Raw genomic sequence first — 12461 nt, 5'->3', positions numbered from 1 at the left:
GCGGCTGGCTGCGGAGGCCACATCGCCGATGACCGAGCGGAAGCCCAGAAAATTCTTTGGACGGGCGCGCAACCTTCCCCGGAGGAACCGCGTCATACAGGTCGATACGGGTGGCCGTCACGCGGAGGGGGCGTGACGGCCACCCGAAGTCGTTTCTGTACCCGAGCCGTTCCAGCGCCCGGAGCCGTTCCAGGCCAGTGCATCCCGCCCACGGGACGGCCACGCAGGGAGCCCGCCCCGAGCCGGCTCGCGATCGCGACATCGGCGGGGCCCGCAGCGGCTCGTCTGGCGTCGCAAACGCCGCCAATCCCCGTCCTGGTCCTGCTGGCGCCGTCCTGCTCGTGCCGTCCTGGTCCTACTGCTGATCAGGCGGCGGGGCTGGCGACCGCGGCTGACGCTCCGGTGTCGAGCGGCCGGACGGCGGCGGCGAGCGTCTCGAGGTCGGCCCGGTCGGCTGCCCCGGGGCCGCCACCGTCGTCGACAATCGTCGTCACACCGTCGGCCACGCGCGTGATCGCCAGATGCCCGTCGCTGTCACGTCGCTCGTCCCACTCCTCACCGGCGACGCTCACGGCCCCGGTGGTGGGTCGGTCACCGAGAATCGCCTGGACCGCGTCCGGGGCGTTGCTCTGGATGAACCGGGTGTAGGTCCGGTCGCCCGGCCGGTCGATGACGTACCCGATCGTGATCTGAGTGGTGTCTCCGTCACTGGTCCCACCGGAGGGCAGCTTCATCCGGATCGACGTCGGCTTGAAGAAGTCGGGCAGGTCCTGGGGCGCCGAGGCCGGGTAGGGCGCCTGGCGCGCGTACGGCACCAGCGTGGACTCCGTGTCCACGACCTTCACCTCGGGATCCTCGCCCCCGTGCGGCATCACGAAGACGTAGAACACCGCCACTCCCGCCAGCACCACGGCGAGGGAGAGCACCATGTCCCGGACTGTTTCCTGACCGCGTTGACGCGCCACGCCCTCATCTTCCGATCCGACGCCGCCCTGATCCGACGACGTCCGTACTCGACGTCCGTATGGGACGTCCGTGACTCAATGTCCGCACTGGACGTCCGTGCCCGACGGCATGTGCCCGACGGCATTCGGATCCGACGACCATCACCCGCCGAACCTCGGAACCCGACCCTACGGCCCCCCGGAGCCCGGGCGTCCCGACCGACCCCACCGAATGTGTGCGCACCAGGGCTGGTGGGATTCAGGAAGGTTCGGAGGTCGTGGCGGGGGTGAGGCGGGCCCGGGCGCCGTCGAGGAAGCGCTGGCAGAGGGCGGCAAGTTCCTCGCCGCGTTCCCAGAGCGCGAGGGACTCCTCGAGAGCGCATCCCCCGGCCTCCAGCCTGCGGACGACATCCTCCAGCTCCGCGCGAGCCGCCTCGAAGGTGAGACCGGAAGCGGTCCCCGGGGTGACACCCGCGGCGGCCCCGGAGGTCGGTCCCGGCGCAGTACCCGCGGTAGTCCCTGGCGTGGTCTCCGGAACACCGCCCGAACCGGGTCCAGTGGTGGGGCTCCGCTGACGGTCAAGATCGGTCATGTGAGTTCTCCTGTCCCGTTCGACGGCTGTCCCGTTCGACGGCCGTGAGCACGCTCCCGGGCCCGGGAGCGCCAGGAACGCCGGGAGAACCGTTCGAGAGCCGCGTGGTGGTCACTCCGCTCTGGCGGCGAAGGTACCGCCCGCGACCCGGACGGTTAGCGGGTCGCCGGCCTCGATCTCGGCTGGTGAGCGGATCACCGCGCCGTCCGCGTTCTGGATCAGGGCGTAGCCGCGTTCCAGCGTGGCCGCCGGGGACAGCGCCCGCATGCGCGCCGCCGCGTGGACGAGGTCGCGCTCGGCGACGTCCACCGCGTGGGTGAGGCAGCGCAGCGAGCGCGAGCGCAGCGCCCCGACGGTCTGCTCGCGCCGGTCGATCTCGCGCAGCGGGGCTGCCAGGACGGGACGGGCCCGCAGGTCCGCCAGCCGGCGTCGTTCGAGGTCGAGGCGGTGTGCGAGGACCCTGCGGGCCCGGCTGCGCAGGGCCTCCACCAGCGCTGACTGCTCGGAGACGTCGGGGACCACACGTTTGGCGGCGTCGGTCGGCGTGGAGGCTCGGACGTCGGCCACAAAGTCGAGCAGGGGGGTGTCCTGCTCGTGTCCGATTGCCGACACGACAGGTGTCCGGGCGGCGACAACGGCGCGCAGCAGGGCCTCGTCCGAGAACGGTAGGAGATCTTCCAGGGAGCCCCCGCCGCGGGCGATGACGATCACCTCGACGGCGCGGTCGGCGTCCAGATCGGACAGCGCGTCGAGGATCTGGCTCACCGCGAGGGGACCCTGGACCGCCACCTCCCGTAGTTCGATGCGTACCGCGGGCCACCGGCGGCGGGCGTTCTCGATCACGTCGCGCTCGGCGGCGGATGCACGCCCGGTGATGAGGCCGACCGCCGTCGGGAGGAACGGGAGCCGCCGTTTGCGGCTCGCCGCGAAGAGTCCCTCGGCGGCGAGCGTGGCCTTCAGCCGCTCCAGCCGGGCCAGCAGCGCACCGGCCCCTAGAGGGCGAATCTCCACTACAGCAAGGGCCAACGTGCCCCGGCCGGGGTGGAAGCTGGGCTTGCCCCAGACCACCACCCGGGCCCCGTCGACGAGCCCGGGACCGACCGCGTCGCACACCGCCCGGGGGCAGGTGACCCGTAGGGAGACGTCCGCGACGGGGTCGCGCAGGGTGAGGAAGACCGTGTTCATGCCCGGCCGGCGGGAGATCTCGGTGACCTGACCTTCCACCCATACGCGACCGAGCCGGGAGATCCAGTCACCCAACGCCCGGGAGATCGTCCGCACTGGGAGCGGCTCGTCCGGGGTCGAGGTCAGGGGCACCTCCGAACCGTACGACCTCCCCCCACGGGGGAAGGTCACCGGCGGGCCGGACGATGGTGCCCATCCGGTGATGCTCCGCTCGCCGCTCTTCCAGCCTCGCCGCTCCCGCGTAGACTGCTGCGACATGGGGCGGGTCTTGTTGGCCAAGCCGCGCGGCTACTGCGCGGGTGTCGATCGCGCGGTCCAAACCGTCGAGAAGGCACTCGATCTGTACGGGTCGCCGGTGTATGTACGCAAGCAGATCGTGCACAACGCTCACGTCGTCAAGACGCTGGAAGCGAAGGGCGCGATCTTTGTCGAAGAGACCGACGAGGTGCCTCACGGCGCCACGGTGGTGTTCTCGGCGCACGGCGTGGCACCGACGGTCCACGAGGAGGCTTCCTCGCGTCAGCTTCGCACCATTGACGCGACGTGCCCCCTCGTTACCAAGGTCCACTCCGAGGCTCGCCGGTTCGCCAAGGAGGATCTGGACATCCTCCTCATCGGTCATGAGGGCCACGAGGAGGTAGTAGGCACCACCGGCCAGGCGCCGGACCGTATCCATCTGGTCGACGGTCCTGAGGACGCCGCCGCTGTGAAGGTCCGGGACCCGAAGCGGGTCGCGTTCCTCTCGCAGACGACGCTCTCGGTCGACGAGACGCAGACAACGGTCAAGGCGCTTCGCGAGCGGTTCCCGCATCTACAGGGGCCGCCGAGCGACGACATCTGCTACGCCACCCAGAACCGCCAGGTGGCCGTCAAGGAGATCGCCGAGAAGGTCGACCTGCTCATCGTGGTCGGCTCGCCGAACTCCTCCAACTCGGTCCGGCTCGTCGAGGTCGCCCTCGACGCCGGTGCACCCAAGTCGTTCCTCGTGGACGACTGCTCCGAGGTGGATGAGGGCTGGCTCGACGGTGTCGAGACGGTTGGTGTGACGAGCGGGGCGTCCGTCCCCGAGGAACTCGTCACCGGGGTCATGGCGTGGCTGGCGGACCGCGGGTTCAACGACGTCGAGGAAGTCACCTCGGCGGACGAGCACCTGCTGTTCGCGCTCCCGCCGGAACTGCGTCGCGACATGCGTGCCCGGGAGCGGGCCGCGGGCGCCTGACGCTCGCTCATCCTGAGCGCGCCGACGGCACCGGGCGGCACAGCACTCCAGCGATATCCACTCCGCCGACATTCATCCGGCGTCGGCGCCGCCGTCCAAGCCGCATCGCCGCATTCGGGCGGCCGCGGCCGGAGGCGTCGTCGGCGCCGGCACCAACGGGCCGTCCAGCCAGCGCCGGAAATTCCGGTCGGTCGTGCTGCCGGCGGCCCCCTCACGCCTGGGTCACCGCACGTGGTGTGAGGACCGCGTCCCATCGGGCGGCTGCGCCACCCGGTCGGATGATCGTCGACGCCCGTGCTGGTCACCGGCTTCGCTCGTAGCCCGGTCCACCCATCGTGTTTCTCTCCGTCCGGTGCCGCGCCAGCCTGGTGCGGCACCGGACGTCCGTCTGTGGTGGCCCGGTGATGGGTGCCGGCCGCCCGGCATGCCGCCCGCGCCGGCCCGTCGCGGGCGATGTGACGAGCGCCCGCCGGGGATGCCGGCCGGGGCGACGGATGCACCTGATGTCCTAGGGTCGGCAGTGGCCTGTCATCGCCAGCGCCGCGGGCGGTTCCGCGGCAAGCCGGATCGGCGGCAAGCCAGATCAAGGTCGACGGACATCTCGGGAGATCGGCGCATGAGCGAGCACGAGTCATGAGCGAGCAGGAATACCGCATCGAGCACGACAGCATGGGTGACGTGCGGGTGCCGGCCGCGGCGAAGTGGCGAGCGCAGACGCAGCGGGCGGTCGAGAACTTCCCCGTCTCCGGCCAGCGCATCTCGCGCGCCCACATCGCGGCGCTCGCGCGGATCAAGGCCGCGGCCGCGACCGTGAACGCCAAGCTCGGCGTTCTCGACGGTGACATCGCCGCGGCGATCGCCGAGGCCGCCGGCGAGGTGGCCCGGGGCGACTGGGACACCCAGTTCCCGCTCGACGTCTTCCAGACCGGCAGCGGCACGTCGTCCAACATGAACACCAACGAGGTGCTGGCGTCGCTCGCCTCGGAGCGGCTCGGCCGGGCCGTTCACCCGAACGACCACGTGAACGCCTCGCAGTCGTCGAACGACGTGTTCCCGTCCTCGATCCACGTGGCGGCGACCCAGGGGATCGTGCACGAGCTGATCCCCGCACTCGATCACCTCGCCGTCTCACTGGAGCGGAAGGCGACCGAGTTCGCCGAGGTGGTCAAGTCGGGGCGCACCCACCTCATGGACGCCACGCCGGTGACCCTCGGCCAGGAGTTCGGCGGGTACGCGGCGGCCGTCCGGCTGGGTGTCGAGCGGCTCAACGACGCGCTGCCCCGGATCGGCGAGCTGCCGCTGGGCGGCACCGCGGTCGGCACCGGCATCAACACGCCGCCGGGGTTCTCGGCGGCGGTCATCGAGGAGCTGGCGGCGAGCACCGGGCTCCCGCTCACCGAAGCCCGCAACCACTTCGAGGCCCAGGCCTCGCGGGACGGCCTCGTCGAGGCGTCCGGCGTGCTGCGGGTGATCGCGGTGTCGCTCTACAAGATCTCGAACGACCTGCGGTGGGCGTCCTCGGGCCCGCGGGCCGGGCTGGGCGAGATCAGGCTGCCGGACCTGCAGCCCGGGTCGTCGATCATGCCCGGCAAGGTGAACCCGGTCATCCCCGAGGCGGTCTGCCAGGTGGTGGCCCAGGTGGTCGGCAACGACGCGGCGGTGGCGTTCGGTGGCTCGGCCGGCAACTTCGAGCTCAACGTGATGCTGCCGGTCATCGCCCGCAACCTGCTCGAGTCGATCCACATCCTGTCGACGATCAGCCGTCTGTTCGCCGACCGCTGCATCGACGGCATCGTCGCGGACGTCGAGCGCTGCCGCCGCTACGCGGAGTCCTCGCCGTCGGTCGTGACGCCGCTCAACAAGTACATCGGCTACGAGGAGGCGGCCAAGGTCGCCAAGCAGTCGCTGGCCGAGGAGAAGACGATCCGCGAGGTCGTGATCGAGCGCGGGTACGTCCAGGCCGGCAAGCTCACCGAGGCCGAGCTGGACAGCGCGCTCGACGTCCTGTCGATGACGCACCCGTAGGACGGACCGGTAGGACGGACCGGTAGCCGCACCCGTGGGCGGTCGCCCGCGGGTGCGCCTCCCACGGGTGCGCGGCTTTCGCCGCCGGCACCCTCGGGCGTGACTCGGCCCGTCGGTGCGCTCGATCAGGCGGAACGAGGGGACGGGCCCGGGTGGGCCCGTAGCGGTGGGACAGGGAGCGGACCCGGCTCCACGAACGTGCGGGAGCCGGGTCCCGATGCCGACGCCTGTTCCCCCGGCCACTGGCCGGGAGCACGCCATCCCCACGGCAGGTCGGCATACCCCGTCGCGAGAGCCGTGGAAGACCCCCCAGCCAGCCTCCACGACCCCCGCGACCCCCGATGCCCTGTCCAACGAGGCGGCTCGGCTTTCGTTACGGGCCGCACCACGGATTTCTGGGTTTCCTCCGGCCGGTGGGCGACCACCGGCCGGCACGGGCCGGGTGAGCACGGGTGGACCACGCCGTCCCCCCACGTCGGCGTGTGACGATGGGAACGCAAGCCATGACATGGCGCGACTGGTGTGACGTTCTGGGGACCTGGGCGAGAAAACGGCGTAACAACACCGACCGCCGGAGGTTCCGGGCCTCCTGGGCGGATAGCCTCGGCGCGACACGATAAATGACAGGGGGAAACGACGTGCACGAGGTCGATGTCCTTGTCATCGGTTCCGGGCCCGGCGGGCAGAAGGCTGCCATCGCCGCGGCCAAGCTCGGGCGCAGCGTCGCGGTCGTCGACAAGCGGGACATGATCGGCGGGGTCTGCATCAACACGGGGACCATCCCGTCCAAGACGCTGCGCGAGGCCGTCATGTACCTGACGGGCCTGGCCCAGCGAGAGGTCTACGGCCAGAGCTACCGACTCAAGGACGAGATCACGGTCGCGGACCTCTCCGCACGGACGCAGCACGTGATCGGCCGCGAGATCGACGTGATCCGCAGCCAGCTCACCCGCAACCGGGTCCAGGTCCTCTCCGGGCTCGCGACCTTCCTCGACCCGAACACCGTGAGCGTCCGCGGGCCTGGCGGGGTCGAGGAGCGACAGGTCCGCGCCAACAAGATCATCATTGCCACCGGCACCCGGCCGGCCCGGCCCGACTCGGTGGACTTCGACGGCCGCACGGTCGTCGACAGCGACCAGATCCTCGACATCGACCGGATCCCCGGCTCGATGGTCGTGGTCGGCGCCGGAGTGATCGGCATCGAGTACGCCTCGATGTTCGCGGCACTGGGCACAAAGGTCACCGTCGTCGAACGGCGCGACCGGATGCTGGACTTCTGCGACCTGGAGATCATCGAGGCGCTCAAGTACCAGCTGCGCGACCTCGCGGTGACCTTCCGGTTCCGCGAGTCCGTGGTCTCCGTCGAGCGCCACAACGGCGGCACCCTCACGACGCTGGAGAGCGGCAAGAAGATCCCCGCCGACACCGTCATGTACTCCGCCGGGCGGCAGGGGCTCACCGAGGTCCTCCAGTTGCAGAACGCCGGGCTCTCCGCGGACAACCGCGGCCGGATCCTGGTCGGCCCGGACTTCCGCACCGAGGTGGACCACATCTACGCCGTCGGTGACGTGATCGGTTTCCCGGCCCTGGCGGCGACGTCCATGGAGCAGGGGCGGCTGGCCGCCTACGCGGCGTGCGGCGAGCCGGCCACGGGGATGCGGGCCGAGCTGATGCCGATCGGCATCTACACGATCCCGGAGATCTCCTACGTCGGCAGCACCGAGGACGAGCTCACCGAGCGCGCGGTGCCCTTCGAGGTGGGCATCGCCCGCTACCGCGAGCTGGCCCGCGGCGCGATCCTGGGCGACTCCTACGGCATGCTCAAGCTCCTGGTGAGCCCGGAGGACGGCCGGCTGCTCGGCATCCACGTCTTCGGCACCGGGGCCACCGAGCTGGTCCACATCGGGCAGGCCGTGATGGGCTGCGGCGGAACGGTCAACTACCTGGTCGACACCGTCTTCAACTACCCGACCCTGGCGGAGTCCTACAAGGTCGCCGCGCTCGACGCGATGAACAAGATGCGGGCGGTGGCCCGTATCTCGGGCCGTCACCTGTGACGGCGGGCTAGCCGGCGGCGGGCGGCAGGGGCAGGACGTCCGCGATGATCTCGTGGCGGTGCCGGCGGCGGTGCGGAGCGGGGCTGTCGTAGACGACCAGCAGCGCCTGCCCGCCGGAACCACCCGGGTCGGGGATCAGGGTGATGCCCTCGGCGTGGTCCACTCCGTCGCCGTAGGGGACGTCCATGATCTTCTCGATGGCGGTGCCACGCACCACGACGGACGTCTCCGCCCGCACCGCGCCCCGCCAGGCGTGGATGCGGACCGGGCCGTCGAGATCCATCGTCGGCCCGGCGAGGACGAGCAGGTCGTCCCCGTAGGGGATCATGTCGCGCACCCCGAGGCCGCCCAGGTCGAGGAAGTGCTTGCGGTAGGGGCCGTCGTCGAGCGGGGCGAGCAGCAGGTCGGGGCCGTCGCTGCCGGCCAGCCGCAGCTCGATGACGACGGCCCAGCCGCGCAGCACGGGGCCCCTCAGTCCCAGGTAGATCCGCTCCCCCACGACGGCCAGTCCCTCGATGTCCAGGCCGTTGTCCTTGCTGGGGATCGCGAGGAAGGGCCCCAGGTGCGGGTCGTCGCGCAGCGCGCGGGTGAGCCGGGTGCTCTTGCGTAGGCCCAGGGCCGCCGCCGACAACTTCCGGCCCGGGTTCGCCGGGTCCGGCGCCGATGCGGCCAGCACGGGCCCGTCGGGCGTCTCCACGACCGGTATCCGGCCGATGATGTGCCGGTTGGCGTTGTTGCTCACCTTGGCGAGCCGGGTGAGCGCCGCCTCGGTGGCGTGGTCGGGCCGCACCCGCTTGCGCGTCCTGGCGTGCGACCCGGTGAACCAGAGGTAGCCGCCGGCGAGGTCCAGGCCCTCGATGTCGATCTCCGGCACGATCCCGTCGGCGTCGGCCGGCTCGGGCAGCGCCAGGAAGTCGCCCACCTGGAAGCTCACGTGCCCGCCGTAGCAGTCGCCGTCCGCCGAGCGGGTCACCCGCTCGATCGTCACGGTCTCGTCGCCGCCCAGCCACAGGTGGCTGCCGTCGCAGCGCACCGTGGACAGTGACTCGGCGATGTCGAGCACCATGTGATCGTCGACGAACCGGATCGGAATCGTGTCCACGCCGCTCTCCTTCACCGGCACCCGGCCGCCGGCACCCGTTCCAGGAGCCTACGACCGCGCCCCACCGTCAGCCGGGCGTTGTCCCAGGCCGGGCGTTGTCCCAGGCCGGATGTCGTCCCAGGCCGGACGTCGTGCCGGACCCGGCGTCATCCCGGGGTGGGCTTGGAGGGCGGGGGGGCACCGACTCGCGGGCGGGCCGGCCGGTGGTGCCGTTGTCGTCCCGAGCGAATCACTTTCACCTGAAGATCATTCCGCACTACCCGGATCTTTTTCCGATCGTCCCCCAACCCCAATCAGGGGCCGGATCAACGGGGTGCTCAACGGGTCGGCTCCGTCGCCGGCCGCCCGAGGGGAATCGCGGGCGGCTGGCGCGGTGGGGGCCTCACCGGGAGCGGGCAGGACCGCCGTGGCAGGGGAAGGCACGAGGCGCAGGCGATGCAGCCGACCAGCGCCAGGGTCAGGGCCATCGACGACAGGGGTCGTCCCCCGCCGGCCGGTCCCGCGCGCTGCCACCAGATGTGTGTAGCGGCGGCCGGGACGCGAGAGAAGAGCGGTGCGCGTATTGTTTCGCGGATTTCACCGGCCACAGCGACCAGGCCGGCCGACGCCGTGGCCGAGAAATAACCCGGACGCGGACCCGTCACATCACGGAACACATTGTCCGAGGTCATTCGGGGCGTTCGCGGGGGCAGCGGCGAACAGCCCGCGGGGCCCTACCGGGGCGGCGGGGCGGCCCGGGGCGGTAGGTCAGACCTCGGCGCGGTTGGAGGCCAGCCGGAGCTTGTCGCCGAGCTTGCCGCGTACGTCGGCGAGGTTCACCCAGCGGCGGGAGATCCCCCGGGCCGACGGCTCGGGCAGCGTGCGGTCGTCGACGTGCAGCAGGAAAGTGGCCTCGTAGTGCACGTGCTCGGGCTCGCTGAGCGCGGGGACGGCGTCGATGGGGTGGGCCGTCACGTCAACGGGTAACACGCTCGCCGGGATCAGGCCGTTCGCCTCGATGTCGGCCTCCGTCGCGAGGTGGCGCAGCGCGACGCCGAGCAGCGACTGGTCCTCGGGGTCGATGTGCCCGCCCGGCAGCCGCCAGTTCCTGGCGGGGCGCCGCCTGGTCTGCAGCACCCGCCAGTCGGGCGAGACCAGCACCGCGCTGCACGTGACATGGGCCGGAGTCGTGGAGCGAGTGACGATTGGCGGCCCGTGCAGTGCGAGCACGATCAGGGAACGTAGTAGGTCCGTCTCGTCGGGGTTGGCCTCGATGTACCCCAGCGCAACACCGATCACCGCGTTGTTCGTGACCGCCACAAAAGGAACGTACAGGTGTAAGCCGCCCAAGGCACCCCCCAGATGGGGTGACACTTATCGGACCGGCTCCGTACACACTCCCTGACTCCACGTATGGACAATGGGGGCACAGTGGGCTAAACCGCCATGACCAGCAGGCCTGACGATCAGTCGCCGGAATCGTGCGACCGCGCCTCGGGCCCGGCGTGGGCGACCCCGCCGCCTCGGGCCCGCCCACGCCGGGCCCGAGGCGCCAGTGATCCCGCCTCCGGGTGGCACGTAGTTCCCTATCCCCCGCTTGTCCCCCGCCCAATCCACCTGGTTCGCAGGGGATGCTGGGCGTTCCCCCGGGATGCGGGGAGTTCCGGGGATGGGGCGAGTTCGGCGGGATGCGGGGGCCGTCGCGTTCGTGACACGATGAGACGGGTTCGGACGATGTGCCGCTAGGGTGTCCTCAGTCGATCTTGTGCAGATCCGCCGCATGACGGGCCGCGGCGGCACGGCGCGATCATGAGCACGGGGAGGACCGGGCATGCCGAAAATCACCCTCACCCAGGTCGGGCCGCGGGTATGCCGGGGCAGGCTGCTGGCGGTGGGGATGGCGGCCGTGGCTGCGGTCACCCTCGCCGGCTGCAACGGCTCCGACGGCGACCTGGACGTCCCGAGGCCCTCGGCGAGCCTGCCCACCGGCCTGCCGACCAGCCTGCCCAGCGGCCTGCCGACCTCGCTGCCGACAGCGATCCCGACCGCGCTCCCGACGTCGTTGCCCGGCGTCGGCCGCGTCGACACGGCGACCGGGGCGGAGGCGCTGCGCGGCACGAACATCCCGCCCGACTTCCCGATCCCGCCCGGCGCCACCGTGAAGGTGGGGACGACCACCGGCAGCCGTTCCACGTTCACGATGGAGGGTGTGGACAGCGACGCCGCCCGCGCCTTCTACCGCCAGGCGCTGCCGGCCGCCGGGTACGAGATCACCCGGGACGTCGGTGTCGCCGGCATCGCCAGCTCGATCGAGTTCCGGGGCAAGGGCGTGACCGGGACGATCGGGGCCGCCGGCGTCGGCTCCGCGAACGCGATCGCGGTCGTCTTCCAGAAGCAGTGACTCCGCCGGACCGGGGGATTATCGCCGGACCGGCGGATCATCACCGGGCCGGAGTGGATCCGCCGGGCGAGGCCGTCACCGTGCCATGGCGCGCGGTGACGGCAGGGCGAACTGGTCGCGGATCTCCGCCTGTACCTCCAGGACGGAGCGCCGCGCGTCGACCACGGCGACCTGCTCCTTGCGCTGGAAGATCTCCATCACCGGCCGGGTCTTCGCGTGGTACTCCGAGAGCCGCACCGCGAGGGCCTCGGGGTTGTCGTCGGAGCGCGTCACCAGCGCGCCCCCACAGACGTCACAGGTGTCCTCGATCTGCGGCCGGCTCGCGATCAGGTTGTAGTCGAGACCACATCGCGAGCACAGCCGGCGAGCCAGCACCCGGCGCACCACCTCCTCGTCCGGCAGGTCGAGGTAGATGACGCCGTCTATGTCGTAGCTCTCCAGGAAGAACTCCGCCTGCCTGGCGTTGCGCGGGAACCCGTCGATGATGAACCCGTAGTTCCAGTCGTGCTCGGTGAGCCGGGTGCGGACCACCGACTCGACGAGGTCGTCGCCCACCAGGTGCCCGCTGGCCACGATCCGCCGCACCTGCGCGCCGATCTTGGTGTGGTTCTGCACGTTCCAGCGGAACACGTCGCCCACGCTGATGTGGACCAGGTCGAGCTCGTCGGCCATCAGCTTCGCCTGGGTCCCCTTCCCGCTGCCCTGCACGCCCATGATCACGAACTTGCGCACGGTGCCTCCCCGCGTGCTTCGACGGCCTGTGGTCGGGCGGCTCCCCACCCAGCCGACGACCCGTGCGGCGGGGAGCCCTGATCTGGCTGCCGATGGCGTGCCATGGGTACGAGCGTTCCTGGCTCCGGGCGTCTGTCTCCACGCGCTCACGCACCCCTGCTGCACGTACCCCTCAAGAATGATGCCGGACGGGCCTGTGCCTCCGCGTCCGCTGCGGGCACGTTC

At 71.1% G+C, this 12461-nt stretch carries 10 protein-coding genes; 4 read left to right on the top strand and 6 right to left on the bottom strand.

Annotation, left to right across the window (positions count from 1 at the left end; genetic code table 11):
* Positions 1–365: 365 nt before the first annotated feature.
* From FRANEAN1_RS04140 to xseA, 3 genes are all read right to left on the bottom strand, one after another.
* Positions 366–965 carry a DUF4245 domain-containing protein gene (locus FRANEAN1_RS04140; RefSeq protein WP_020458497.1) on the bottom strand — a complete coding sequence of 200 codons (600 nt, stop codon included), beginning with the start codon at positions 963–965 and terminating at the stop codon, positions 366–368.
* Between the two features lie 238 nt (positions 966–1203).
* Entirely contained in the window at positions 1204–1536 is a 333-nt protein-coding gene (locus FRANEAN1_RS36800; RefSeq protein WP_020458496.1) for an exodeoxyribonuclease VII small subunit, read from the bottom strand.
* 111 nt (positions 1537–1647) lie between these two features.
* A complete protein-coding gene (gene xseA, locus FRANEAN1_RS04130) occupies positions 1648–2853 on the bottom strand; it encodes an exodeoxyribonuclease VII large subunit (protein WP_020458495.1) in 1206 nt (401 codons plus the stop codon).
* Positions 2854–2977: 124 nt separating this feature from the next.
* On the opposite strand from xseA, the gene FRANEAN1_RS04125 reads away from it, so the two are divergent.
* From FRANEAN1_RS04125 to sthA, 3 genes are all read left to right on the top strand, one after another.
* Positions 2978–3940: a 4-hydroxy-3-methylbut-2-enyl diphosphate reductase gene (locus FRANEAN1_RS04125; protein WP_041255447.1), complete on the top strand. Its 963-nt coding sequence runs from the start codon at positions 2978–2980 to the stop codon at positions 3938–3940.
* Between the two features lie 633 nt (positions 3941–4573).
* Positions 4574–5965 carry a class II fumarate hydratase gene (locus FRANEAN1_RS04120; protein WP_020458493.1) on the top strand — a complete coding sequence of 464 codons (1392 nt, stop codon included), beginning with the start codon at positions 4574–4576 and terminating at the stop codon, positions 5963–5965.
* A gap of 638 nt (positions 5966–6603) precedes the next feature.
* Positions 6604–8022: a Si-specific NAD(P)(+) transhydrogenase gene (gene sthA / locus FRANEAN1_RS04115; RefSeq protein WP_020458492.1), complete on the top strand. Its 1419-nt coding sequence runs from the start codon at positions 6604–6606 to the stop codon at positions 8020–8022.
* Positions 8023–8029: 7 nt separating this feature from the next.
* Here the strand turns inward: sthA and FRANEAN1_RS04110 are convergent, their stop codons facing one another.
* Complete coding sequence (locus FRANEAN1_RS04110) at positions 8030–9124, bottom strand: DUF3616 domain-containing protein (protein WP_157472324.1); 1095 nt, start codon at positions 9122–9124, stop codon at positions 8030–8032.
* Positions 9125–9871: 747 nt separating this feature from the next.
* The gene (locus tag FRANEAN1_RS04105; RefSeq protein ID WP_041253673.1) at positions 9872–10423 is read right to left on the bottom strand and encodes an NUDIX hydrolase; all 552 of its coding nucleotides are present in this window, start codon (positions 10421–10423) and stop codon (positions 9872–9874) included.
* Positions 10424–10934: 511 nt separating this feature from the next.
* Between FRANEAN1_RS04105 and FRANEAN1_RS04100 the strand changes: the two genes are divergently transcribed.
* Complete coding sequence (locus FRANEAN1_RS04100; RefSeq protein ID WP_020458489.1) at positions 10935–11504, top strand: hypothetical protein; 570 nt, start codon at positions 10935–10937, stop codon at positions 11502–11504.
* Positions 11505–11579: 75 nt separating this feature from the next.
* On the opposite strand, the gene FRANEAN1_RS04095 is transcribed toward FRANEAN1_RS04100, so the two are convergent.
* Positions 11580–12236 (bottom strand): nucleoside monophosphate kinase, encoded by a 657-nt coding sequence (locus FRANEAN1_RS04095; protein ID WP_018502151.1) that lies wholly within the window; start codon positions 12234–12236, stop codon positions 11580–11582.
* Between the last annotated feature and the right edge of the window lie 225 nt (positions 12237–12461).

Source organism: Parafrankia sp. EAN1pec, assembly GCF_000018005.1.
Classification (GTDB): Bacteria; Actinomycetota; Actinomycetes; order Frankiales; family Frankiaceae; genus Parafrankia; species Parafrankia soli.
The sequence above is the reverse complement of the archived record's forward strand: the minus strand, read 5'-3'. Positions and strand labels throughout refer to the sequence as shown.